The organism is Stenotrophomonas genospecies 3 (assembly GCF_054473855.1).
This window is the reverse complement of sequence record NZ_JBTMUR010000011.1, coordinates 1-24,604: the sequence shown is the minus strand read 5'-3', so window position 1 is coordinate 24,604 and position 24,604 is coordinate 1. Positions and strand designations below refer to the sequence as shown.

Annotated in this window: 22 protein-coding genes; 6 read left to right on the top strand and 16 right to left on the bottom strand. The window is 66.4% G+C overall.

Going from position 1 to position 24,604, the window contains the following annotated elements; all coding sequences use genetic code 11:
* Nucleotides 1–24: 24 nt before the first annotated feature.
* A complete protein-coding gene (locus tag ACX9OT_RS15330; protein WP_134951715.1) occupies nucleotides 25–996 on the top strand; it encodes a bile acid:sodium symporter family protein in 972 nt (323 codons plus the stop codon).
* A gap of 117 nt (nucleotides 997–1,113) precedes the next feature.
* Here the strand turns inward: ACX9OT_RS15330 and ACX9OT_RS15325 are convergent, their stop codons facing one another.
* The 6 genes from ACX9OT_RS15325 to ACX9OT_RS15300 all read right to left on the bottom strand — a co-directional run bounded on the left by ACX9OT_RS15325 (nucleotide 1,114) and on the right by ACX9OT_RS15300 (nucleotide 6,961).
* Entirely contained in the window at nucleotides 1,114–1,857 is a 744-nt protein-coding gene (locus ACX9OT_RS15325; RefSeq protein ID WP_149909063.1) for a hypothetical protein, read from the bottom strand.
* Between the two features lie 677 nt (nucleotides 1,858–2,534).
* Complete coding sequence (locus ACX9OT_RS15320; RefSeq protein WP_134951717.1) at nucleotides 2,535–3,341, bottom strand: calcium-binding protein; 807 nt, start codon at nucleotides 3,339–3,341, stop codon at nucleotides 2,535–2,537.
* A gap of 152 nt (nucleotides 3,342–3,493) precedes the next feature.
* Nucleotides 3,494–4,387, bottom strand: coding sequence for a heme o synthase (gene cyoE, locus ACX9OT_RS15315; RefSeq protein ID WP_010484229.1), 894 nt, complete (start codon nucleotides 4,385–4,387; stop codon nucleotides 3,494–3,496).
* Nucleotides 4,388–4,391: 4 nt separating this feature from the next.
* The gene (locus ACX9OT_RS15310; RefSeq protein ID WP_032129725.1) at nucleotides 4,392–5,555 is read right to left on the bottom strand and encodes a COX15/CtaA family protein; all 1,164 of its coding nucleotides are present in this window, start codon (nucleotides 5,553–5,555) and stop codon (nucleotides 4,392–4,394) included.
* Nucleotides 5,556–5,565: 10 nt separating this feature from the next.
* The gene (locus ACX9OT_RS15305; RefSeq protein WP_032129724.1) at nucleotides 5,566–6,135 is read right to left on the bottom strand and encodes a hypothetical protein; all 570 of its coding nucleotides are present in this window, start codon (nucleotides 6,133–6,135) and stop codon (nucleotides 5,566–5,568) included.
* Nucleotides 6,136–6,244: 109 nt separating this feature from the next.
* Nucleotides 6,245–6,961 (bottom strand): SURF1 family protein, encoded by a 717-nt coding sequence (locus ACX9OT_RS15300; RefSeq protein WP_100437704.1) that lies wholly within the window; start codon nucleotides 6,959–6,961, stop codon nucleotides 6,245–6,247.
* A gap of 57 nt (nucleotides 6,962–7,018) precedes the next feature.
* On the opposite strand from ACX9OT_RS15300, the gene ACX9OT_RS15295 reads away from it, so the two are divergent.
* Nucleotides 7,019–7,237: a twin transmembrane helix small protein gene (locus tag ACX9OT_RS15295; protein WP_005412025.1), complete on the top strand. Its 219-nt coding sequence runs from the start codon at nucleotides 7,019–7,021 to the stop codon at nucleotides 7,235–7,237.
* Nucleotides 7,238–7,257: 20 nt separating this feature from the next.
* On the opposite strand, the gene ACX9OT_RS15290 is transcribed toward ACX9OT_RS15295, so the two are convergent.
* The 6 genes from ACX9OT_RS15290 to ACX9OT_RS15265 are packed head-to-tail and all read right to left on the bottom strand — an operon-like array spanning nucleotide 7,258 to nucleotide 12,067.
* Nucleotides 7,258–8,133 (bottom strand): cytochrome c oxidase subunit 3, encoded by an 876-nt coding sequence (locus tag ACX9OT_RS15290; protein WP_005412024.1) that lies wholly within the window; start codon nucleotides 8,131–8,133, stop codon nucleotides 7,258–7,260.
* A gap of 14 nt (nucleotides 8,134–8,147) precedes the next feature.
* Nucleotides 8,148–8,738: a cytochrome c oxidase assembly protein gene (locus ACX9OT_RS15285; RefSeq protein WP_149909064.1), complete on the bottom strand. Its 591-nt coding sequence runs from the start codon at nucleotides 8,736–8,738 to the stop codon at nucleotides 8,148–8,150.
* Nucleotides 8,735–8,950, bottom strand: a complete 216-nt coding sequence (locus tag ACX9OT_RS15280) for a hypothetical protein (RefSeq protein WP_149909065.1) — start codon at nucleotides 8,948–8,950, stop codon at nucleotides 8,735–8,737. Before ACX9OT_RS15280 ends, ACX9OT_RS15285 begins: the two co-directional genes overlap by 4 nt.
* An 8-nt stretch (nucleotides 8,951–8,958) precedes the next feature.
* Nucleotides 8,959–10,566 (bottom strand): cytochrome c oxidase subunit I, encoded by a 1,608-nt coding sequence (gene ctaD, locus ACX9OT_RS15275; protein WP_100467696.1) that lies wholly within the window; start codon nucleotides 10,564–10,566, stop codon nucleotides 8,959–8,961.
* Nucleotides 10,567–10,625: 59 nt separating this feature from the next.
* The gene (gene coxB, locus ACX9OT_RS15270) at nucleotides 10,626–11,579 is read right to left on the bottom strand and encodes a cytochrome c oxidase subunit II (RefSeq protein WP_032129720.1); all 954 of its coding nucleotides are present in this window, start codon (nucleotides 11,577–11,579) and stop codon (nucleotides 10,626–10,628) included.
* Between the two features lie 11 nt (nucleotides 11,580–11,590).
* A complete protein-coding gene (locus tag ACX9OT_RS15265; RefSeq protein WP_004153894.1) occupies nucleotides 11,591–12,067 on the bottom strand; it encodes a DUF2244 domain-containing protein in 477 nt (158 codons plus the stop codon).
* Between the two features lie 274 nt (nucleotides 12,068–12,341).
* On the opposite strand from ACX9OT_RS15265, the gene putA reads away from it, so the two are divergent.
* The gene (gene putA, locus ACX9OT_RS15260; protein WP_149909066.1) at nucleotides 12,342–15,560 is read left to right on the top strand and encodes a bifunctional proline dehydrogenase/L-glutamate gamma-semialdehyde dehydrogenase PutA; all 3,219 of its coding nucleotides are present in this window, start codon (nucleotides 12,342–12,344) and stop codon (nucleotides 15,558–15,560) included.
* Nucleotides 15,561–15,678: 118 nt separating this feature from the next.
* Here putA and pnuC read toward each other — a convergent pair whose 3' ends face one another.
* Together pnuC and ACX9OT_RS15250 are read right to left on the bottom strand one after the other, a co-directional pair.
* A complete protein-coding gene (gene pnuC / locus ACX9OT_RS15255) occupies nucleotides 15,679–16,251 on the bottom strand; it encodes a nicotinamide riboside transporter PnuC (RefSeq protein WP_100437700.1) in 573 nt (190 codons plus the stop codon).
* 142 nt (nucleotides 16,252–16,393) lie between these two features.
* Nucleotides 16,394–17,743: an outer membrane protein transport protein gene (locus tag ACX9OT_RS15250; RefSeq protein ID WP_277779407.1), complete on the bottom strand. Its 1,350-nt coding sequence runs from the start codon at nucleotides 17,741–17,743 to the stop codon at nucleotides 16,394–16,396.
* Between the two features lie 226 nt (nucleotides 17,744–17,969).
* Between ACX9OT_RS15250 and ACX9OT_RS15245 the strand changes: the two genes are divergently transcribed.
* Nucleotides 17,970–18,662: a rhomboid family intramembrane serine protease gene (locus tag ACX9OT_RS15245; protein ID WP_019662230.1), complete on the top strand. Its 693-nt coding sequence runs from the start codon at nucleotides 17,970–17,972 to the stop codon at nucleotides 18,660–18,662.
* 83 nt (nucleotides 18,663–18,745) lie between these two features.
* On the opposite strand, the gene ACX9OT_RS15240 is transcribed toward ACX9OT_RS15245, so the two are convergent.
* Both ACX9OT_RS15240 and ACX9OT_RS15235 read right to left on the bottom strand, forming a co-directional pair.
* Nucleotides 18,746–20,206: a S41 family peptidase gene (locus tag ACX9OT_RS15240; RefSeq protein WP_149909068.1), complete on the bottom strand. Its 1,461-nt coding sequence runs from the start codon at nucleotides 20,204–20,206 to the stop codon at nucleotides 18,746–18,748.
* A gap of 108 nt (nucleotides 20,207–20,314) precedes the next feature.
* Nucleotides 20,315–21,613: a murein hydrolase activator EnvC family protein gene (locus ACX9OT_RS15235; RefSeq protein WP_100437697.1), complete on the bottom strand. Its 1,299-nt coding sequence runs from the start codon at nucleotides 21,611–21,613 to the stop codon at nucleotides 20,315–20,317.
* A 95-nt stretch (nucleotides 21,614–21,708) separates the two neighbouring features.
* On the opposite strand from ACX9OT_RS15235, the gene ACX9OT_RS15230 reads away from it, so the two are divergent.
* Nucleotides 21,709–22,371: a DUF4097 family beta strand repeat-containing protein gene (locus ACX9OT_RS15230; protein WP_032129713.1), complete on the top strand. Its 663-nt coding sequence runs from the start codon at nucleotides 21,709–21,711 to the stop codon at nucleotides 22,369–22,371.
* An 86-nt stretch (nucleotides 22,372–22,457) separates the two neighbouring features.
* Nucleotides 22,458–24,173: a M28 family metallopeptidase gene (locus ACX9OT_RS15225; protein ID WP_149909069.1), complete on the top strand. Its 1,716-nt coding sequence runs from the start codon at nucleotides 22,458–22,460 to the stop codon at nucleotides 24,171–24,173.
* Nucleotides 24,174–24,604 lie beyond the last annotated feature (431 nt).

The following is a 24,604-nucleotide window of genomic DNA, read 5'->3' as shown; positions in this document are numbered from 1 at the left end:
TCCGCACCAAGGACTCTGCCCACCATGACCCGCTGGTGGTCGCGCCTGCGACCGGACAATTTCACCCTCGCCCTGCTGTGCACCGTCGGCCTGGCCTCGCTGCTGCCGATGAAGGGCGCCGCCGCCATCGTCCTCGACGATGTCACCACCGTCGCCATCGCCGCGCTGTTCTTCCTGCATGGTGCGCGCCTGCCGCGCGAGTCGATCATCGGCGGCATGCTGCACTGGCGGCTGCACCTGACCATCCTGGCCTGCACCTTCATCCTGTTCCCGCTGCTGGGGCTGATGTTCAAGCCGCTGTCGGGCTGGCTGCTGACCCCGGAGCTGTATCTGGGCGTGCTGTTCCTGTGCACCTTGCCCTCCACCGTGCAGTCGTCCATCGCGTTCACCTCGATGGCGCATGGCAACGTGCCCGCAGCGGTGTGCAGCGCTTCGTTGTCGAGCATCCTCGGCGTATTCCTGACCCCGCTGCTGCTGACCGCGCTGGCCGGCACCTCCGGCGGCATCCACGATCCGCTGCATGCGATCGGCGGCATCATGCTGCAGCTGCTGGTGCCGTTCGTGGCCGGCCATCTGCTGCGGCCCTGGATCGCCGGCTGGGTGGAAAAGCAGCGCGCGCTGCTGCGCTACACCGACCAGGCCACCATCCTGCTGGTGGTGTACTCGGCCTTCGGCGAAGCTGTCACCGAGGGCCTGTGGAGTAAGACGCCACTGCTGTCGCTGCTGGCCGTGGCGGTCGTGGCCGCCGTGCTGCTGGGCATCGCCATGCCGCTGATCACCTTCATCGCCCGCCGCCTGCGCTTCAACCGCGAGGACGAGATCGCCATCGTGTTCTGCGGCTCGAAGAAGAGCCTGGCCACCGGCGTGCCGATCGCCAAGGTGCTGTTCGCCGGTGGAAGCCTCGGCGCCATCGTGTTGCCGGTGATGATCTACCACCAGATCCAGCTGATCGTCTGCGGCGTGATCGCGCAGCGGTATGCGAAGCGCGCGCCCTGATTGGGCGCGCGGGTTTTTGTAGAGAGCCCATCCACGCGCGGCGTGGATCTACCAAACCGCGGATGGCGTGAACCCGCAGTAGATCCACGCCATGCGTGGATGACGCATACGCCGCCGCTAATCCACGATGGCCGCGGCGATGTCGTGCAGCACTCGGGCGTTGCGCTCCACGTCGCTGCCCGGCTCGCCCGTGACGGTCAGACTGTAGGTCTTGCTGTCTCCCGTCCAGGCAAGCTCAACCCGAGTACGGCCGACACTATCCACAACCTTCCCGAGGTGAGCGGGCTTGCCGTCCACCACGGTGTTCTGCGCCTCCGCGATGACCTCGATCTGCATGCCCGCAGCGAGGAAGTTGTTCTCGCTGAACTCCACGATGCCGACACCCTCCAGCCGGTAGAAACGGCTCAAGCCCGAGGACTTTCCACCCTCCAACGCACCACTGGGCTCCATGCCAATCATCTCGGCTGCGCCCAGCAGGCTGCTTTCCAGCCTGCTGGGTGGCTGCGGCAGGCGCTGGCGTAGTTCTGGAGTTGAGCGGTGAGTCCGCGGCACGGCAGCCAGCATTTCGGCCTGCGTTGGGATGCTCCCTGCTGCAACCCGCACGACACCGTTGGATCGTTCGATGTCATCGCGAAGCTGCCGCTTCACTTCTCGGGGGGCATCAAGGTCTGCCAGTTTCACCATCTGGTAGCTGCCCACTCTGGCGGACGATCTTCCCATTGCCGAGGCCTCCTGCATTGCAGCCTGCATGGCACGTTGGTGTAGCCAGCTCCCTACCGCATCGGGAGCAGGTTCATTCTGGGATGCTTGAGCTGACATCGACATGGCCAGCGAGAATGCGATAAAGCAAAGACTCTTCATGATGCTCACCACTCCGAAAGTTGGCAATCGACCGCACTCGTGGATTGCGTAAATACGCGTCCGCCCAGCACCCATGTGTGATATCCGTGAACAACCATTCGTTCTGGATCACTGCCATCGCCTGCGTAAAATCGCCAGGAGTACAGTCCATTGTTAGGCGCACCGAAAGCATGCTTCGGCTCAATGTTCCCGAGGGGAACGTGCCTGGTTACGGCCGACCCCTGAAAATTGCGAAACTGGGGCCGTTCATAGGTCACGGATTCGTTGATGAATCCAATGCAGTTGGCCCGACTCAGTGCTTTTACTTCTGCTGCTGCATTGCCAGCCAGGCAGGTAAGCGCGGCACACAGAACGATGGGCAGAGAAACATGACATCTCATTGATTGCTCCACAGAATTGCGAGTCATCCCGCAATACCTGTGTATCTACTGTTGATGATCCGGTCTGGTGGAACAGTCGGTATCTGTGACGCCTTGCGTGCAGGAAGCTGACAGCGCGGCAAAACCCTACAGCGCGACGGCTTGGTCGATGGGCGCAGTTGCAGCCCTCCCGGGCGAAACCCGACACTGGCTGCGCCGGGTTCCGTGAGAGCCCATCCACGCATGGCGTGGCTCTACTCCCACCGATGGCGTGAACCACCAGTAGATCCACGCCATTCGTGGACGGGTTGCCTGCCGTTACGGGCCCACCAGCGTGCCGACGCTCAGCTCCGGCATCCACACCCACAGGTCGTACGGCCGTTTCGCATCGGCATCGACCCGCGGCGCCGTGGCCACCTGCTCTGGAAGTGACCGCGCCACGCAGCGGCCCGCGCATCCCCACACCTGACCACGCTGCGCGCCCAACCGCACGCTGTAGATCTCCAGATCCCGCAGCTGGGAGGCCATCGGGTGCAGCTGCATTTCCGGCGGCATGCCCTGCGGCCGCTGCAGCATGGCGTGCACGTTGCCGGTCAGCACCAGCATGCGTGCGCCAGCCGGCAGTCGCCGGTGCAGCCGCCGCAGCTCGGCCGCCATGCGGTCATCGCGTGCCTGGTTGCCGCCATCGCTGTTGTCGACGTCATAGCCGACCACATCGATGGCACGACCCTGTGCCTTCAGCGCACGCAGGTCTTCGATCATCGCCAGCATGTCGCGGCTGCGACGGCCGTCATGCTGGTCATCGCGCACGGTCCAGAACGCGCGGCCATGCAGGTGCTGGCGCGCCGCGGCCCCGCCATCGGATTCCAGATAGTCGTGCAGCGCAGGGTTCTCTGCACGTGGCAGTTCCAGCGCCAGCACGACCGGGCCGTTACGGCTGTAGTCGTCCACCAGCTGGCGTACCAGCAACGGGGTCTCGCGGGTGCCGTGGAATTCGCCCAGTACCAGCAGGCGGTGCTCACCGGCATGCTGGCGGATCTGCGCGGCGGTGTCGTCGGCATGCGCACTAAGGGCCATGCCCAGCGTCAGCAGCAGCGCCGCAGTCCAGCGGAAGATCGAATGCATCCCTGCGCCTTCCTTTCCTTGGGGTCAGGAACAGCAATGGCGACACAGCAACCGCGGTTCAAGTAGATCCACGCCATGCGTGGATGCGCCCTCCATCAGACCTGGTCAGAGCCCCGACGGGGATCCGCCCCCGAGTCGAGCATGGCTCGACTCTACAGCCAGGGCAGGATCCAATGGTCCACCAGCAGGAAGGCGAACAGCGCCATCAGGTAGACGATGGAGTAATAGAACATCTTCATCGAGAACAGTTCGTCCGGCGGATTGAGCATGCGCCAGGCGTACCAGAGGAACACCGCATTGAGCACGATCGCGCCGCCCAGGTAGAACGCACCGCTCATGCCCACCAGGTACGGCAGCAGGCAGACCAGCGCCAGCACCACCGAATACACCATGATCTGCTTGCGGGTGTGCACCACGCCGTGGGTCACCGGCAGCATGGGGATCTCCGCCTTTGCGTAGTCCTCGCGGCGGAAGATCGCCAGCGCCCAGAAGTGCGGCGGCGTCCAGATGAAGATGATCAGCACCAGCAGCGACGAGTACGCCCAGTCCGACGAGCCCTGCATGCCGGTCACCGCGGCCCAGCCCAGCATCGGCGGCATTGCGCCGGCCAGGCCACCGATGACGATGTTCTGCGAGGTCGCACGCTTCAGGTACACGGTGTAGATGACCGCGTAACCGATCAGCGAGGCGAAGGTCAGCACTGCGGTGATCAGGTTCACCCACAGCACCAGGATGACCATCGACAGCACGATCAGCACGCCGGCGAACACCAGCACCTGCCACGGCTTGACCTTGCCCACCACCAGCGGACGCCACGAGGTGCGGGCCATCTGCGCATCGATGTGCGCATCCAGCAGCTGGTTGATCGCCGCGGCGGCCGAAGCGGCCAGCCAGATACCGAGGAAGCCGAGCACGCCTGCGCGCACCTGCTCCCAGCTGGGCACGCCAGGGATGGCCAGGACCATGCCGACCAGGGCGGTGAAGACAATGAGGGCAACGACCTTGGGCTTGGTCAGGTCCCAGTACTGGCGGTAATTGGAAAACATGGAATCAGTCCGGGGCACGCAGGCGGGCCAGCAGGCTGACCAGCACGAACAACAGGGCAACGGCCACGCCGTTGTGGGCCACCGCCACTTCCAGCGGCAGCGCCAGCTTCACATTGAGGATGCCGAGGGTGACCTGCAGCACCAGCAGCGCGATCAACGCGCTGGCCCAGCCACGCATGCTCGGCAACCGGAACAGGCGCACGCCCAGCCACAGCAGGTAGACAGCCACCACCACCGCGAACAGGCGGTGCGCCATCTGGATGGCGATACGCGAGGCGCCATCCAGCACGCCGCCTTCGTAGTCCACGCCGATGCCACGCCACAGGGTGAAGCCTTCGACGAAGTTGTGCTGCGGCCACCACTGGTTGGCGCAGCGCGGGAAGTTGTCCAACGAGGCGCTGCCACCGCCGCAGGCCAGCGCCGCGTAATTGGCGCTGACCCAGCCCCCCAGCGCGATCTGGGTGACCAGCACCGCTACGCCGATGCGCAGCAGCCACTTCAGCTTCGGCGCCTCGGCCAGCGTGATCGGCATGTGCGTCGCGCGCCAGGCCATCCACACCAGCAGGCCGAACATCAGCATGCCACCGAGCAGATGGCCCATCACTACGATGGGTTTGAGCAGCAGGGTCACCGTCCACATGCCCAGCAAGGCCTGGAAGATCACCACCGCCAGGGTCAGCAATGCAGCGCGCGCCAAGTCGATGTTGCTCCAGCGCAGCGCGGCGATCAGCAGGATCGCCTCACCGATCAACGCCAGCACGCTGGCCGTGCCATGCCAGCCCATCATGTACAGCGGTATGCCGGCGGCCACCAGCACGCAGGCGGTCACCACCGCCGTGCTTCCGAATCGCCGCTTGCGCGTGGCCAACAGGGCCAGGGTCAGGATCTCGATGCCCAGCGCGCCAGCCAGGAAGCGGTGCACCTGCTCACGCCAGGCCTTGTGGGTCTCCAGCGGGCGGATCTCCGCCGCCGGGTGGCCGATGGTCTCTTCCACGTGCTGCGGCCAGGTGGCCTGGCCATAGCAGGTCGGCCAGTCCGGGCAGCTCAGGCCGGCATCGGACAGGCGCACGAAGGCGCCGAACATGATCGTGCTCGCGGTCATGATCATGGCGAACCACGCCAGGCGGTGGAAATTGCGGTGCAGCGCCGGACGCGCGGAAAGGCTCATCAAACGGGACTCACTTCAGTTTCAGCAACGTGGCCATGTCCTTGCGCAGGCCACCCAGGTCGGTGCCCGGGGCATGACGCATGATCACGAAGCCGTTCGGATCGATCACGTAGACCGGCAGGCCAGCCGGATCGTCGACGCCGGGCAGGGCCGCGCGCAGTGCTGGCGACGGAGCCAGCGGCCGCAGCGCGGGCAGCGAGGCGATCGACGCCGGTGGCGTTCCCAGCCACAGGATTTCGACATTATCGGCGTTATGGCCGAACAGCTGCCACACCTTGCCCAGTCCCTGCGACAAAGTGACGCACTGCGCGTCGCAGGCACCGGCCGGCGCCACCAGCAGGCGCCAGGTACGGGCCTCGGGGTTCCAGGCGTAGGGCTGGCCGCTGGCCAGGGTCGGCGCCTGCTGGCGCAGGTCCACCGGCGGCTTCAGCAGCTGGCCGGCATTGCGGTGCCCGGTCGGTTGCCAGCCGGAGAAGCGCAGCACGGCGGCCAGTGCCATCGCACCGAAGAACACGGCAAACAGCAGCACCAGGGTCCGGCGGCCGGAGCCGCGCGCCTGCGGGGACGTAGCAGTGTTCATGCGGAGCATTTTCTCATGGTTGGGTAAGGGATGCGGGTGTGGTGCCCTGGTAGTGCCGGCCGCTGGCCGGCATCCAGGAATCCGAGGGGATGCCGGCCAGCGGCCGGCACTACCGGGCCACGGCACGTCTCCTGCGCCACTCCAGCACCAGCGCGACCACCAGCACGGTCAGGGCCAGGCCGAACCACTGCACGGCGTAGCCCAGGTGGCGCTGCGGCGGCAGCGTATTCGGCAGCAGGTCCAGATCGCGTTCGTCGCCGAATGGCAGCACCGGATCCAGCCGCAGCACGCGGTCGGGCAATACCGGTAGGCCAAGCGCCGCCGCCAGGCCTTCGGCGGGCAAACGGCTGGCCAGCCAACGCCCGGCCTCATCGGTAGCGGAGAACGCCGGGCCCAGTGCCAGTCCCGCCGACGGCGGCGGCGCCAATAACCCACGCACCGCCACCGGCGAAGGCGGCGCCGGCACATCCGGCAGCGTGCGATCCGGCGGCAGCGCGCGCCAGCCGAGGTCGACCAGCAGCACGCTGCCTCCGTCACTGCGGAACGGACGATAGATCTTCACCCCGGCGCGACCATGCCGGGTCTGGTTGTCCAGCAGCACCACGCCGGGCAGGAAGCGGCCGTGGTCGGCCACGCCGTGCAAGGCGCCGGGCGCCGCCAGGGCCTGCGCCAGTGGCAGCGCCTGTGCCACGGCTGGACCTTGTGCATCCAACATTGCCTGTTTGGCATGCATGCGCTGCAGCTGCCACAGCCCCAATGCGCTGAAACCGGCCATCGCCAGCAGCGCCAACAGCCAGCCGATCAGGCGCGTGTGCTGGCGCATCATGACAAGTCCGCGCAAACGCGGTCAGATAGGCACATCCACCCTGCCCTCGAGCCGCGCATGAGTGATTCGCTGAAGACCCTGCTGGTAATCGCGTTTCTGATCGTCATCGTCTGGAATCTGGGCGCCGGCCTGTATTACCTGCTGGTCGACCGCGGCCAGACCAAGCGCACGGTCAACGCACTGACCCGCCGCATCGCGGTGTCGGTGGCGTTGATCCTGCTGGTGATCGTGAGCATCTACATGGGCTGGATCAAACCGCACGGCATCGGCGGCTGAGGCCACCGATACGTGCGCGGTCAAAGCACGTAGACGAACATGAAGAGCATCAGCCACACCACGTCGACGAAGTGCCAGTACCACGCGGCGGCTTCGAAACCGAAATGGTTGTCGCGGGTGAAGTGCCCCTTGGCCGATCGCAGCCACATCACGATCAGCATGATCGTGCCCAGCAGCACGTGCGCGCCGTGGAAGCCGGTCAGCATGAAGAACGTCGAACCGTAGATGCCCGAACCGAGCGTCAGGTTCAGTTCCTTGTATGCGTGGATGTACTCCTCCGCCTGCAGGGTCAGGAAGCCGAGGCCGAGCACCACGGTCAGGCCCAGCCAGATCAGCAGCTGGCGACGGTTGCCCGCCTTCAGTGCGTGGTGGGCGATGGTCAGGGTCACGCCGGAGGTCAGCAGGATCAGCGTATTGATCAGTGGCAGGCCCCAGGCCGGAATGGTCTGGAACGCACCACCGATCGCCGCCGGGCCATTGGTGGGCCAACCCGCCGAGTAGCCCTGCCAGAGCAGCTCGTTGGTCATCACCCCGCGGCCTTCGCCGCTGAGCCACGACAGGCCCAGGTTGCGGGTGTAGAACAGCGCGCCGAAGAACGCACCGAAGAACATCACTTCGGAGAAGATGAACCAGATCATCCCCATCCGGAACGAGCCATCGACCTGATGGTTGTAGTTGCCGGCCTGCGATTCGCGCACCACATCGCTGAACCACCAGAACAGGGTCAGCACCAGCATCGCGATGCCGATGTAGAACGTCCAACGTCCCCAGCTGGCATCGTTGAGCCAGCTGGCCACGCCGACCATGGTCACCATCATCGCGATGGAACCCACGAACGGCCATTTGCTCTGGGCCGGGACGAAGTACACGTTGGCGTCGGTCGGTGTCTGGGCCATGTCGGTATCCGGGGTCAGGGTGCGGCGTGCGCGCCTTCCGAGGTGGCGGCCGGAGCCAGCCGATCGGACAGCGCGTCATTGCGGTAGAAGGTGTAGGACAGGGTGATCGTCTTGATCTCCGGCGGCAGGTCCGGATCGACGATGAAGCGCACCGGCATGTCGCGCTTCTCGCCGGCCTGCAGCGTCTGCGCGGTGAAACAGAAGCACTCGGTCTTGCTGAAGAACCCCGACGCACGCGCCGGCGCCACCGAAGGCACCGCGCTGCCGACCACTGCCTGCTGGCTGTCATTGCGGGCGAAGTACAGCGCTTCGTTGAGTTCGCCGGGCACCACGTCCATGGTCAGCTGCTCGGGATGGAACGACCATGGCAGGCGCGAGTTGACGCCGCCATCGAACTCCACGCGCACGGTGCGCTTGCCGGCCGCCGCACCGGCACTCGCTTCGCCACCGGGACCGCGTTCCAGGCGCACGCCGAACACCTTTTCGCAGGCGATGCGGTACAGCGGTACCAGCGAGAACGTGAGCAGGAACACCGCCACCGCCACACCGATCAGGCGCGGCAGCCCGGCGCTGGGTGACGGTGTGCTGGCCGGCGCCTCGCTCATCGGCCGATCACCCCGCTGAGGATGAAACCGACGTAGACCAGCACGGCGATGGCGCCGACCCACATCGCCGTGCGCCTGGCGCGTTGGCGCTGCTGCTCGATGCTTCCGCCCTGGTAGAGCCGACCGCTGGTCGGCTGCTCTTGACCGGACGACACGCTGTCAGCCGATCCTGGCTCGACTCTGCCGATCGGGAGCGGGCTCTCGTTATGCATGCCCCACCTCAATGCGTGATGTCGTCATGCGCCAGATCCCCCGGGCGGATCGTCGGCGGCGTGGTGAAGGTATGCGCCGGCGCCGGCGACGGCAGCGTCCATTCCAGGCCGCGCGCACCTTCCCAGGAACGGGCCTCGGCCTTCTCACCGTTGCGCAGCGAGGACAGCAGGATCGCGGCCATCATGAACGGCGTGGCAAACATGCCGAACGCACCGATCGAGCTGATCAGGTTCCAGTCGGCGAAGGCCACGCTGTAGTCGGGAATACGCCGCGGCATGCCGGCCAGGCCGAGGAAGTGCTGCGGGAAGAACAGCAGGTTGACGAACACGATCGACCACCAGAAGTGCACCTTGGCCCACTTCTCGCTGTACATCCGCCCGGTCCACTTCGGCCACCAGTAGTACACCGCGGCGATCAGCGCGAACACCGCGCCGGTCACCAGCACGTAGTGGAAGTGCGCGACCACGAAGTAGGTGTCGTGGTACTGGAAGTCAGCCGCCACGATGGCCAGCATCAGGCCGGAGAAGCCACCGATGGTGAACAGGATGACGAAGGCCACCGACCACAGCATCGGCGCCTCGAACGTCAGCGAGCCACGCCACATCGTGCTGACCCAGTTGAACACCTTCACCCCGGTCGGGATCGAAATCAGCATGGTGGCGAACATGAAGTAGATCTCCCCGCCCAGCGGCATGCCCACGGTGAACATGTGGTGGGCCCAGACGATGAACGACAGGAACGCGATGGCGGCGGTGGCGTACACCATCGCCTGGTAGCCGAACAGCGGCTTGCGGCTGAAGGTCGGGATGATCTCGCTGACCACGCCGAAGGCGGGCAGGATCATGATGTAGACCTCGGGGTGCCCGAAGAACCAGAAGATGTGCTGGTACATCACCGGGTCACCGCCACCGGCGGCGTTGAAGAAGCTGGTGCCGAAGAACTTGTCGGTCAGCAGCATGGTCACCGCACCGGCCAGCACCGGCATCACCGCGATCAGCAGGAAGGCAGTGATGAGCCAGGCCCAGCAGAAGATCGGCATCTTCAGCAGGTCGATACCCGGCGCGCGCATGTTGAGCACGGTGGCGATGATGTTGATCGCGCCCATGATCGAACTGATGCCGGCCACGTGGATCGCGAACACGCTGAAGGCGACGTTGTAGCCGCCCTGCAGCGACAGCGGCGGGTACAACGTCCAGCCGCCGGCCGGTGCACCGCCAGGGAGGAACAGGGTCAGCAGCAGCAGGCTGAAAGCCACCGGCAACAGCCAGAACGACCAGTTGTTCATTCGCGGCAGCGCCATGTCCGGCGCGCCGATCTGCAGCGGAATCATCCAGTTGGCCAGTCCGACGAAGGCCGGCATCACGCCACCGAAGATCATCACCAGCGCATGCACGGTGGTCATCTGGTTGAAGAACTCGGGCTTGACGAACTGCAGGCCCGGCTGTGCCAGCTCGGCGCGGATCACCACGCTCATCGCCGCACCGATGATGAACATGATGAAGCTGAAACCCAGGTACAGCGTGCCGATGTCCTTGTGGTTGGTCGAGAAGAACCAACGCTCGAAGAAACTCTGCTGGTGATGGTGATCGTCGTGCCCAACTGCCGAGTGCGCCATTGCAAAACACCTCTCAGAATCGGTTGTCACCACGGCCGCGAACGGCCGCGGGCTTTACATCACGCTCCGCTGGCCGCGGTGGCAGGCGCGCTGCCGGCTTCAGCAGCGGCAGGCGCTGCAGGTGCCTCTCCCGTCGGTGCAGTCGGTTCGGCAGGTGCCGCCGGCGTTGCCGGCTCGGCGGGCGGCGCCGGCTTGCGCTGCGCCAGCCACTGCTTGAACTCTTCCTTGGACACCGCCTCGACCACGATCGGCATGAAGCCATGGTCCTTGCCGCACAGCTCGGCGCACTGGCCGCGGTAGACGCCGGGCTGCTCGATGCTGGTCCAGGCCTCATTGATGAAACCGGGGATGGCGTCCTGCTTCCAGCCCAGCGCCGGCACCCACCAGGCGTGGATCACGTCGTCGGAGGTGATGACGAAGCGCACCTTGGTATCGACCGGCAGCACCAGGCGGTTGTCGACATCCAGCAGGTAATGCGGGTGAGTCTCGCGGGTCGGCACGATGCCACTCTGCCGCACGCGGTCGGACTCGCGGTCCAGGCGGCTGGTGAAGGTGACGTTCTCGCCGAGATATTCGTACTTCCACATCCACTGGTAGCCGGTGACCTTCACCGTCATCTCGGCATCGCGGGTGTCGTACATCTTGATCAGGTTGGCCGTGGCCGGCCATGCCATCACGATCAGGATGATCACCGGGATCACCGTCCAGATGATCTCGGCCTTGGTGTTGTGGCTGAAGGTGGCGGCGACCGCCCCCTTGGATTTGCGGAACTTGAAGATGGCGTAGGCCATCGCCCCGAACACGATGACGCCGATCACCGTGCAGATGATCAACGAGAGATTGTTCGATTCCCAGGCCAGGCGCGAGGTCTGGGTCACCCCCTTGCCCATGTTCAGCTGCCACGGCTTGGGATCGGCCGCCTGGGCCCAGGCCAACGCCGGCATCAGTCCCCCGGCCACCATGGCGGCGACCGCTGCAACGCACTTCGTGCCCCACCTGCTGCTTTGCTTCATTGCCTAGACCCTTAGCGTCGTCGGTTGCCGCCATCGCTGGCGGCGAGCAAGCTTTCAAGTGTCTCTGCGAGCGTCTGACGTTCGGCCGGCGCGAGGAAACTCCCCACCTCCACCTGCCGGCCGCTGGATGCCAGCCGGACCCTCTCGTCGTCGGTGAGCAGGCGCACCCAGTGGGGGTGGGCCCGGAACACCGGCGATCCACCGGGTACGGGGATGACCTCCACGTACGCCGGCACTACCCGGATCTCCTCCTGCCGTTCACCACTGCGCCACAAGGCACGCAGTGCCGCCGCCAGCACCAGGCTGTACAGCAGCGCGAACAGGGGGGCGAATGCATTGCCGGCCAACCACCCGAGGGCGGACACCAGCCACATCGCACCCGACAACACGGTGAACAACAGGACGAACTGCCGGGCATCGAGCGCCCGTGGGGGACGCAGCCGCAGCTGCGTACCTGACCCATCCGGAGCTGGAAGCACCTCGATCATGTCGCAACCGCGTTCCTGCCGCGGGAAACGTCTCGATGGTAGCCCCGCCCTCTCGCCGGTAGCAAGGGTGCATTCACACTTTTTACCATGCTGCAACACAGCATGAGGTCGGCGGCACGAATGACGAATTCAGCACAAACTCTGCCGAGCTTGCTGAACACGCTGAATCCACCGCAGCTAGGGGCTATCAGCGCTTCACGAAGGTGGCTTATGGGCACTTCCGCAACCCGCAAAAATGATTAAAATCGCCAAGTTTTCCACTGGCCGGACCGGCATGAACGCACCTTCCTCCTCCCCTGCCGCCCACGACGCTCCGCGTCCCGGCGCGCTGCTGTCGCCGGAACTGCCGGCGCCCCCCAACCCGTTCCGCCAGGCCATCACCGATGGCTGGTTGAAGGACGAGGCCAGCCACGTGCGCGAGCTGCTGGCGCAGGCCCGCCTGCCCGCCGAAGAGCAGGCCAAGGTGCAGGCGCTGGCCGCCGACCTGGTCGGCCGCGTGCGCGTGCGTGCCAAGGACCAGGGTGCGATCGAAGCCTTCATGCGCCAGTACGACCTGGGCAGCGAGGAAGGCGTGCTGCTGATGTGCGTGGCCGAGGCGCTGCTGCGCATTCCGGACCAGGACACCGCCGACAAGCTGATCCGCGACAAGCTGGCCGATGCCGACTGGGAAAAGCACCTGGGCGGCAGCGACTCGGTGCTGGTCAACGCCTCCACCTGGGGCCTGATGCTGACCGGCAAGCTGGTGCAGATGAACGACGCCACCCGTGCCGATGCGCCCAGCGCGTTCAAGCGCCTGGTCGGCCGCGTCGGTGAGCCGGTGGTGCGCCTGGCCGTGCGCCAGGCGATGAAGATCATGGGCCACCAGTTCGTCATGGGCCGCACCATCAGCGAAGCGCTGTCGCGCTCGCACAAGGGCGACAACGCGAACTACCGCTACTCGTTCGACATGCTGGGCGAAGGCGCGCTGACCATGAAGGACGCGCTGCGCTACCTGGAAGACTACCGTCGTGCGATCCACGCCATCGGCGGCGACCACAAGGCACGCGGCGGCCGTCCGGACGGCGACGTCAACAACGCGCCGGGCATCTCGATCAAACTGTCGGCGCTGTACCCGCGCTACGAGCACGCCAAGCGCGAGCGCGTGCTGAAGGACCTGGTGCCGGGCGTGCTGGAACTGGCACAACTGGCCAAGAGCTACGGCATCGGCTGCACCGTCGACGCCGAAGAGTCCGACCGCCTGGAACTGTCGCTGGACATCATCGAGCTGGTGTTCTCCGACGCGTCGCTGGCCGGCTGGGATGGCTTCGGCGTGGTCGTGCAGGCCTACCAGAAGCGCACGCCGTACACGATCGACCACCTGGCCGACATGGCACGCCGCGCCGGTCGCCGCCTGCAGGTGCGCCTGGTCAAGGGCGCCTACTGGGACGCCGAGATCAAGCGCGCGCAGATCGAAGGCTATCCGGGCTACCCGGTGTTCACCCGCAAGCAGAACACCGACGTGTCGTACCTGGCATGCGCGAAGCGCCTGTTCACCCATGCCGACGCGATCTACCCGATGTTCGCCACGCACAACGCGCACACCATCGCCGCTGTGCGCAGCATCGCCAACGGTGGCGTGTACGAGCACCAGAAGCTGCACGGCATGGGCGACGACCTGTACGCCGAAGTAGTGCCAGCCGATCGCTTGAACCTGCCCTGCCGCGTGTATGCGCCGGTCGGTTCGCATGAAGACCTGCTGCCGTACCTGGTGCGCCGCCTGCTGGAAAACGGCGCCAACTCCAGCTTCGTCAACCGCATCACCGACGAGCGCGTGCCGATCGCCGACCTGATCCGCGATCCGGTCGAGATGGTTGCTTCGTTCGAATCGATTCCGCATCCCAAGATCCCGCTGCCGGTTGACCTGCTGCGCAGCCAGAACCACGACAGGAAGAACTCCATGGGCGCCAACCTCGCCAACGACAACGAACTGCGCGCCCTCGCCGAGCAGATCAACGCTGCAGTGAAGCCGTGGCAGGCCGCCCCGCTGGTGCCGGGTGCGAACCCTGCCGGCGCCGCGCTGCCGGTGACCAACCCGGCCGACACCCGCGAAGTGGTCGGCCAGTGGCTGGCCGCCGATGCCGCCACCGTGCAGAAGGCCCTGGCCAACGCCGTGGCCGCGCAGCCGGCCTGGAACCGCACCCCGGCCGCCAGCCGCGCCGCCATCCTCGAGCACGCCGCCGACCAGCTGGAAGCGCGCATGCCGGAGTTCATGGCGCTGTGCGTGAAGGAAGCCGGCAAGAGCCTGCCCGACAGCATCGCCGAAGTGCGCGAAGCCGTGGATTTCCTGCGCTACTACGCCAAGCAGGCGCGCGAGCAGTTCAGCCATGCCGAGAAGCTGCCGAGCCCGACCGGTGAATCCAACGAACTGCAGCTGCATGGCCGCGGCGTGTTCGTCTGCATCAGCCCGTGGAACTTCCCGCTGGCGATCTTCCTGGGCCAGGTCGCTGCTGCACTGGCCGCCGGCAACAGCGTCATCGCCAAGCCGGCCGAGCAGACCAACCTGATTGGCTACTACGCGGTGAAGCTGCTGCACGACGCCGGCGTGCCGGCCGAGGTGGTGCAGTACCTGCCGGGCGACGGTGCCACCGTCGGTGCCGCACTGACCGCCGACCCGCGCGTGGCCGGCGTGGCCTTCACCGGCTCCACCGACACCGCCCGTGCGATCAACCGCGCCATGGCCGCACGTGACGCGGCCATCGGCGTGCTGATTGCCGAGACCGGTGGCCAGAACGCCTTCATCGCCGACTCCTCGGCACTGCCGGAACAGCTGGTCAAGGACGCGATCGGTTCGGCCTTCACCTCCGCCGGCCAGCGTTGCTCGGCCGCGCGCGTGCTGTTCGTGCAGGACGACATCGCCGACAAGGTGATGACCATGCTGGCCGGTGCGATGAAGGAACTGAAGGTCGGCAACCCCGGCTTGCTGTCCACCGACGTCGGCCCGGTGATCGACGCCGATGCGCTGAAGATCCTGCAGGACCACGCTGAGCGCATGGACCGCGAAGCGCGCCTGATTGCTGCCGCCGAGCTGTCTGCCGAAGCGGCCAATGGCACCTTCTTCGCGCCACGTGCGTACGAACTGAAGGACCTGGGCCAGCTGCAGAAGGAAGTGTTCGGTCCGGTCCTGCACGTGATCCGCTGGAAGGGCGACCAGCTCGACGCGGTGATCGACCAGATCAACGCCACCGGCTACGGCCTGACCCTGGGCGTGCATTCGCGCATTGACGAGACCGTCGACCGCATCAGCAATGGCGTCCATGTCGGCAACGTCTACGTCAACCGCAACCAGATCGGTGCGGTGGTCGGCGTGCAGCCGTTCGGCGGCCAGGGCCTGTCCGGCACCGGCCCGAAGGCCGGCGGCCCGCACTACCTGCTGCGCTTCGCCACTGAAAAGACGGTAACGGTGAATACCACCGCCGCCGGTGGCAACGCCTCGCTGCTGACCCTGGGCGACTGATCGCCCGATAGTTGCAGTGAACGAAAAACCCCGCGAAAGCGGGGTTTTTTGTGCCTTTTTTCCTGTCGTGCCGAGCCCATGCTCGGCTTGCACGGTGCAGCCGAGCGTGGGCTCGGCGCTACACCCGCATCAGGCCGCGCCAATGACGCAACGCCACCAGCGCGTTGATCCAGAAGCCCACATACAGGATCGAGGTCAGGTGCAGGCCACGGCTGTAGTACAGCGGCACTGCCACGGTGTTCACCAACAGCCACACCCACCACGATTCCAGCTTGCGCCGCATCATCAGGATCTGCGCGATCACGCTCAGCACCAGTACCGCCGAATCGATGTAGGGCGCGTAGGCGTTGGTCAGGCGGGTCAGCATCCAGCCGTAGCCGAACGTGGCCACCACCGCCAGCGGCGCCAGCCAGGCCCATGCACGCGGTCGCAATGAGGTGATCGGCAGCGGCGCGCCGTGATCGCCGCGCAGCCACTGCCACCAGCCCAGCACGCTGATGGCAATGAAGAAGAACTGCAGCACCATGTCCGCGTACAGGTGCGAGCGCTCGAACACCGCGGCGAACAGTGCGCAACCGACGATGCCCAGCCACCAGGTGTGCACGTTGTTGCGGCCGGCCAGCAGGATCGAGCCGGCGACGGCGATGTTGGCGGCCAGCTCCACCTGGAAGTTCGGATCGGACAGGTTCATGGCGCTATTGTCGTGGATCCACGCCGTGGATGGCTGCGATCTTCAGTAGATCCACGCCACGCGTGGATGGCCCGTGGCCACAGAAAAAGAAAGCCCCGCTTGCGCGGGGCCTTCCGTGTGCTGCGTCAGGCCGAGGCCCGAATCAGAACTTGTACTGGAACGAAGCCGCCAGCACGTCGCCACGGACCTTGTACTTGCCCGACAGCGAGTTGCCCTGGTTGGCAGTGGTGGCACGCACGTTCACGTTCGGATCGCTGGTGAACAGGTGGGTGTAGCCAAAGTTGTACTCGGTGTTTGCCGACGGGGTCCAGCCCACGCCCAGCGACAGCCACTTGCGGCTGGTATCCGGCACGCGCACGTCGCGGTGGGCGTCGGTGGTCGGGGTCTGGTCCAGCGCAACACCACCGCGCAGGGTGACGGTGTCGCTCAGCTTGTAGTCGGCGCCCAGCGACACGAAGGTGGTGTCACGGTAGCCGAACTCCAGGACCGAGTCCGCCTGCGGCGACGCGTAGTCGACGGTGACGCTGTCAAAGGCGGTCGACCAGGCGGTACGGGTCACGTCGCCCATCACGGTCCAGCGGTCGTTGACCTTGTGGGTCACGCTCAGGGTGGCCGAGGCCGGCATGGTCACCGTGGCCTTGCCGCTGGTGTCCATGAACCAGCCGCGGGTACGCGGCGAGTTGGTCAGCAGCGAACGGGCGCGGTCGGCGCCGCTGAAGGTCGCATCACCACCGGTGATCTTGTGCTCGACCTTCGAACGGTAGCTCAGGCCGATGTGGGTGTTCTCGTCGATCGAGAACAGGCCACCGACGGTCCAGCCCACGGCATTGTTGTCACCCTCGATCTTCAGGGTGCCATCCGCGCTGCCCGGGGCGAAGCCCGGAGCGCCGGCGCCGGCCAGGATGCTGCCGTAGTCGACGGCGTTGCTCAGCTCGATGGTCAGGTGCTCGACGAACACCGACGCGCCGAACGACACGTACGGGTTGACGTCATACGACGCGGCGAAGCCAAGGTCGATGGCCTTCAGATCGGTCTTGAGGCCGCTGTAACGACCGACCCAACCGTTGTCGTATTCGGTCTTGAAGCCGAACGGTGCGGTCAGCGACACACCGAAGTGGGCCTTCTCGCCGATCGGCATGTGGAAGTACGCAGCCGGGACCGGAGCGATCATGCCGGCGTCGCCGCCGTCACCACCGGTCTGCGGGCGGCCTGCCGCATTGCGGCCCTGGCCCTTGAACTCGGCCTTGAAGCTGATGGCGCTCAGGTCGCCCTGGACCAGGGTGCCTTCCAGCTGGCGCATGCCGGCCGGGTTGACGGCGATGATGGAGGCGTCGCCTTCGGCGCTGCCGGAACCGGCGAACGCGCGGCCGAGGCCCTTGGCGCTGTTTTCCTTCAGCTGGAAGGCGGCAGCGTTGGCATCGGCGGCGGCCAGCGCACCGGCAACGCCGACGGCCAGCAGGGTCAGTCGGGCAATGGTGGAAGCGGTTTGCATCGTAGTTCTCTCTCCGGTAAGCGGTGATGGTGCTCTGAGTGCGCCTGCGCCCGGCAGGCCTTGGGGCCCTTCGGAGCGCGCCGGATTCCCCTCCCGACATACGACGCCGTATGCGAGTATTACCCAGAGCTGTTAATGAAACAATAACAGCGCAGGCGCTTTTTTCGTCCCAGAAGCTGAACAGGACAATCCCCGCCGTAAGCGCCCGCACGCTAGGCTATTGCCCATGTTCGTCTCCCTCCCGTCGCGCAAGAAGGCGGCCCTGCGCTGGGCCACGCCCGTGCTGTTTGCGGCACTGTGGCTGGCGTTCCTGTGGTCGATCTCGCGTCCGGACGACGCCCGGGGCAGCCTCTGGCTGGACTGGGGCGCCCTGTCCACCGGCCTGACCCACCCGCTGGACTGGTGGGCGACCCTGCAGGACGGCAGCGTACTGCGGCTGTTCACGGCCCTGTTCCTGCACGCGGACTGGTCACACCTGCTGGGCAACCTGGTATTCCTGCTGATCTTCGGCCTGCCTGCTGAGCGGGTGCTGGGCCCGTGGCGGCTGCTGCTGCTGTTCCTGGTCGGAGGCGCGGTGTCCAACCTGGTGGCGATCTACACCATGGGCAGCCCGGACCAGATCATCATCGGTGCCAGCGGCGCGGTGTCCGCACTGATCGGCGCCTATCTGGCCCTGTTCCCGGGCGCCCGGCTGGGCGTGGTCATTCCGCTCGGCCTGTTCCTGGAGTTCGTGCGCGCCCCGGCCTACCTGCTGATCGGCGTCTGGGCCGCCCTGCAGGTGGTGTTCGCCCATATCGGCCCAAGCTTCGGCATGGTCGCCTGGTGGGCGCACATCGGCGGCTTCGTGTTCGGCGTGGTGTACGGGGTCTACGTGCGAGCGGCCATCGCCCGCCGCCTGCGCAAGCGCCACGGCTTCTGACCCCTGGTAGTGCCGGCCGCTGGCCGGCTCCACGCGCACCCGCTCGTTCGTGGATCAGTCGAGCACGGCTCGACTCTACAGAATCAGGGCTTGGCCGGGACGGGTGCGGGCTTCGCTTCCGGCTTCGCTTCCGGCTTCGCTTCCGGCTTCGCTTCTGGCTTCGCCTCCGGCTTCGCGGCAGCGGCCTTCGCAGCCTTGGCCGCATCCACTTTCGTCGCTTCGGCCTTCAAGCGTGCAGCCACCGAACCCGGGTTCTTCAGCTCGGCCAGCGCGTCGTTGATCGGGCCATCGCCCGGCAGTACCGCACCGGCGTGATAGCCCTCGGTGCCCTCGTCGTCACCGCGCAGATGGCCCGGCAGGGTCGCTTCGCTGTAATCGCTCAGGCTGGCCGGCAGTGCATCCTCGGCCGGCGTAGCGGCCGGCTTCAGTTCGACCTCCGGCACGATGCCCGTGGCCTGGATCGACTTGCCGCTGGGCGTGTAATAACGCGCGGTGGTCAGCTTCACCGAGTCACCGTTGTCCAGCGGCAGCACGGTCTGCACCGAGCCCTTGCCGAAGGTACGGCTGCCAACCACGCGGGCGCGCTTGTTGTCGCGCAGTGCGCCGGCCAGCACTTCCGAGGCACTGGCCGAACCGGCGTCGACCAGCACCACCACCGGTGCGCCCTTCAACAGATCGCCCGGCGTTGCATCGAAACGTGCATCGCTGATGCTGATGCGGCCGCGGGTACTGACGATGTTGCCCTTGTCGAGCAGGTCGTCGGCCACCTGCACGGCAGCAGTCAGCAGGCCACCCGGGTTGCTGCGCAGATCCAGCACCAGGCCCTTGAGCTGGCCACCGGACTGCTTCTGCAGCTGCTGCACGTGCTTCTGGAAGTCCGAACCGGTGTCGGCCTGGAACGTACTCAGGCGGATGTAGCCATAGCCCGGTTCCAGCAGGCGGCTGCGCACGCTGGTCACGCGGATGGTCTGGCGGGTGAGGCTGACATCGAACGGCTTGGGCTTGCCTTCGCGCACGATGGTCAGCACCACCTTGCTGCCGGCCGGGCCGCGCAGCGGTTCGCTGGCATCGATCGCGCTGATCGGCTTGCCGTCGATGGCGATGATCAGGTCACCGGCGAGGATGCCGGCCTTGGCCGCCGGCGTGTCGTCGATCGGCGAGATCACCTTCATGCTGGCGTTGTCCGGCTGCTGCTGCAGCTCAACGCCGATGCCTTCGTAGGCGCCGCTGGCCTGTTCGTCGAAGGCCTGCGCGTCTTCCTTGTTGAAGTAGGTGCTGTGCGGGTCGAGGTCGAGCAGCAGGCCACGCACCGCTGCCTGCATCAGCTTCTTGTCATCGACCGGATCGACGTAGGCGGCCCGCACTGCGTTGTAGACGGCCACGAAGCGGCGGATGTCCTCCAGCGGCACCTTCGAGGTCACCGCCTCCTCGCTGCTCGCTGCCTGCCCGCCGGTTTCCTGGCTCGGGGCGGGCGCGGTCTGCTGCGCCCAGGACAGCGCTGGCAACAGGGCCAGCAAGAGGGTGGCGGTACGGGCTGCGCGCATGGATCACTCCTGTCGACGGTGGCATGGTGCCCAAGGCACATGCACCGATTATGCGCGAAGCACAGCTAAATTCCCGTTGAATCCGGCCCGCACGTGGCGAGCCGGGATTCAGCGCCGCTGCAGCCAGCTGTCCGGATTCACCGGTTGCCCGCCACGACGCAGCTCGAAGTACAGCGCGGTGACCCCTTGGCCCCCCGAGTTGCCGACCTTGGCCACCGCATCGCCACGGCTGACCCGTGCACCGGCGTCCTTGAGCAGGGTGTCGTTGTGGGCGTACAGGCTCATGTAGCCATTGCCGTGGTCTACGATCAGGATCATGCCGTAGCCGGTCATCCAGTCGGAGAACACCACGGTACCGTCGGCCACAGCGGTGACGGTGCTGCCGGCCGGTGCGCCGATCAGCACGCCGCTACTGGTACGCCCGTCAGGCAGCTTGCCGCCGTAGCGGGCCAGCAGGTTGCCGGACAACGGCCAACCCAGGCCCCCCACCTTCGGGGCCGGTGCGGAAGCCACCGCCGGCGGAACCTTGGTGGGCGGTGGCGGCCGTCCCTGTGCCGCGGCCTGGCGTGCGGCACGTTCGGCAGCGGCCTTCTCCGCTGCCGCACGGCGCGCAGCCGCGCGACGCTCGGCCTCGGCACGGGCGGCGGCCGCACGCAGATTGGCCAGCAGTGTTTCCAGCGCCTTGGCGTCCTGGCCCAGCGCCTGTTCCTTCTCGCGCTGGTCCTTGAAGCGCTCGTCCAGCGAGGCCACGGTCTTTGCACGATCGCGGCGGTCGGCTTCCAGCGCCGCTGCCTGCTGCTTCTGGTCCTGCTGCGCCCCCTGCAGCTTCTGCTTGCGCTCGGCGATCTGCGCCTGCAGCGCTTCCAGTTCCTTCAGGTCGGCGGTCAGCGTGGTGATGCGCTGGGCCCGCTCACGCTGCAGGTAGCGGTGGTAGGCCAGGGCGCGATTGGCATCGGCCACCGTGTCCTGCGACAGCAGCAGCTTCAATGGTGCGTGGTTGCCCAGCTGGTAGGCCGCACGCAGCAGGCCGGCCAGCTCGCGATGCTGCTGGGCGAGGTTGACCTGCAGCGTGCTGCGGCGTTGTTCGGCCTCGGCCAGGGCGTGGCCCTGCTCGCGCAGCGCGGTTTCCGTCTGCGCAAGCGCGCGGCCGGTGCGGGCCACCTTCTCGTCGGCCTCACGCAGCTGCTGCGAGGCCTGGCCACGCTGGCCCTCGATCTGCCGGCGCTCCTGCGCCACACCCTTCAGTTCACTGCGCAGTTTCTGCAGCTTGCGCTCGGTCTCGCGCGTGGTCTGCGCGGCACCCGGCAGCGGCAACGCCAGTGCCAAGGCCAGCCCCAACAGCAGGCAGCGCCCGCCGCGAGCAGCGGCGATGTGATGTCGGCGTGATGGGAAGGCGTTGTTGCGCAAGGGCTTTCCAGTGACTTCAGGCAGTTGCAGGGGGTACCGGGGAATGGTGACATCTCCGCACGCGGCCTGCCAGCCGCACATCCATCGAGGTCCCCATGAAAGCTCTCTCCATTCCGCTGCTGTTGGGCGTACTGCTGGTCACCGGGCCAGTGGCAGCGCAGGAAAACATCAGCAAGGTCAACGGTAGCATCAGCGCCGAACCCGGCCAGCGCTACGGCAAGCTGGACACCGTCAACGGCGGCATCCGCGTCGGTGAAGGCGTCGAGACCGGCAGCATCGACACTGTCAACGGCGGGGTCAAGGTCGCCGATCGCGCGCGCACCGGCAAGATCGAAACGGTCAACGGCGGTGTACGCCTGGGCCGCGAAGTGATCGCCCACGGCAGCGTCAGCACCGTCAACGGCAGCATCTTCAGCGATCGCGGCAGCCAGATCGAAGGCGGCGTTGAAACCGTGAACGGTGGCATCGGGCTGGTCGAAAGCCGCGTCGGCAACGACGTGGAAACCGTCAACGGTGACATCACCGTGGGCATCGGTTCGCAGGTCAAGGGCGGTGTGCACGTGCGCAAGCCAAACTTCAGCGTCTCGCTGACCGCCAGCCGCAAGCCACGCGTGATCATCGGTCCGAATGCCGTGGTCGACGGCCCGTTGCAGTTCGAACGCGAGGTGGTGCTGTACGTGCACCGCACGGCCCGCATCGGCCCGGTCACCGGCGCCGAGCCGATCCCGTTCGACACCGAAACCGCTCCGGCGGACTGAGCACACCGCGCCCATCGGTTCGGTGATACTCGCTGTTACCGGTCGTACACGTGGTGCGGCCGCCCTTTGTTTTCCAGGAATCGACGATGCCCCGCAAACTCCTCCTGTGCCTGGCCGCTGCGGCCGCGCTCAGTGCCTGCAAAGGCGAAGACACTCCGGCGCCCGCGCCGGCCACCGACACCGCCACTGCCAAGCCGGCGGCCCATGCGTTCTCGCCGGAGATCAACGCCGGCGACTTCGCCGAGATGGTCAAGACGCTGGCTTCGGATGAATTCGAAGGCCGCGCCCCGGGCAGCAAGGGCGAGGAACTGACGGTCAACTACATCCGCGACCAGATGCAGCGCATCGGCCTGCAGCCCGGCAACGGCGACAGCTGGTTCCAGGATGTGCCGATGACCGAGACCACGGCCGACGAATCGACCGTGCTGAAGATCACCCAGGGCGGCAAGACCACCGAGCTGAAGTTCGGCACCGACATGGTGGTGGGTACCCGTACCGGCCAGGCCGAGGTGAAGGTCGATGCCAGCGACCTGGTGTTCGTCGGCTACGGCGTCGACGCGCCGGAGCAGAAGTGGAACGACTACGCCGGCCAGGACTGGAAGGGCAAAACGGTCGTCATGTTCGTCAACGACCCGGGCTTCCATGTCGATGACGCGAAGCTGTTCGACGGCAAGCGCATGACCTATTACGGGCGCTGGACCTACAAGTTCGAGGAGGCTGCGCGAAAGGGCGCCGCTGCCGCGCTGATCGTGCACGACACCGCCGGCGCTTCCTACGGCTGGGATGTGGTGAAGAACTCCTGGGCAGGCCCGCAGTACGACCTGCCGGCCAAGGATGACCCGGAAGCCCGCATTCCGGTGCAGGGCTGGCTGAGTGCCGACGCTGCCAAGGCGCTGTTCGCCGGTGCCGGCCTGGACCTGGCGCAGGCCTACAAGGACGCCAGCAAGCGCGGCTTCAAGCCGGTGCCGCTGAAGGCCACCGCTGCGGTCGATCTGAAGAGCCAGATCGCGCAGAAGCAATCGCGCAACGTGGTGGGCGTGCTGCCGGGCAGCAAGCGTGCCGACGAGGCCGTGCTGTACATGGCGCACTGGGATCACCTGGGCAAGCACGAGGGCGAGACCGGCGACAACATCTACAACGGCGCGGTCGACAACGCGACCGGCGTGGCCGGCATCCTCGAGGTGGCTGAAGCAATGGCCCACCAGGAGCCGAAGCCGGAACGTTCGGTGGTGTTCCTGGCGGTGACCCTGGAAGAATCCGGCCTGCTGGGTTCGAAGTACTACGTTGCCCATCCGACCTTCCCGCTGGACAAGATCGCCGGCGTGATCAACATCGATGCGATGTCGGTGGCTGGCCGTGCCAAGGACGTGACCGTCACCGGCTTCGGCAGCTCGGAGCTGGAAGACATCCTCAAGCCGCTGGCCGCGGCCCAGGACCGTACCCTGCACGGTGAGACCTCGGTGCAGAGCGGCTTCTACTTCCGTTCCGATCACTTCAACTTCGCCAAGGCCGGTGTGCCGGCCCTGTACGCCGATGGCGGCGAAGACCTGCGCGAGGGTGGCGTGGACGCGGGCCGCAAGGCTGCAGCCGACTACGGCGCCAACCGCTACCACGGCCCGAAGGATGAGTTCGATGCGGCCACCTGGAAGCTGGACGGCACCGTCGAAGACCTGCAGCTGATGTACGGTGTCGGCAAGGAACTGGCCGGTGGCGATCGTTGGCCGAACTGGTACGAAGGCAACCCGTTCAAGGCAGCCCGCGACGCGATGATGAAGGACAAGGCCCCGGCTGCGACGAAGTAGCGTCGAGCCTGCTCGACTGAGTACTGAAGCAAGCCAAGGCGGCGCCCGCAAGGGCGCCGCTTTTTTGTGTGTGATCGCGCCCTGCAGTTGTAGCTGCCAACCTTGGTTGGCGCCGTGGTTCCTCACGGAGGGCATCCACGCATGGCGTGGATCTACCGGTAGTGCCGGCCGCTGGCCGGCAATCACAGCGACGCGCACTGTCTGGACCTGCTGCCGGGGGTTGGCACCGCTCTTCGCAGGGACAGCCATCCACGCATGGCGTGGATCTACCGGCCGGTGTGCAGCCACGGCAGTGCCGGCCAGCGGCCGGCACTACCCGCATTTCGCGCGCACAAAGAAAAACCCCGCTACGCGAGCAGCGGGGTTTTGGGTGTAAACCCTGGCGATGACCTACTCTCGCATGGCTTGAGCCACACTACCATCGGCGCAGC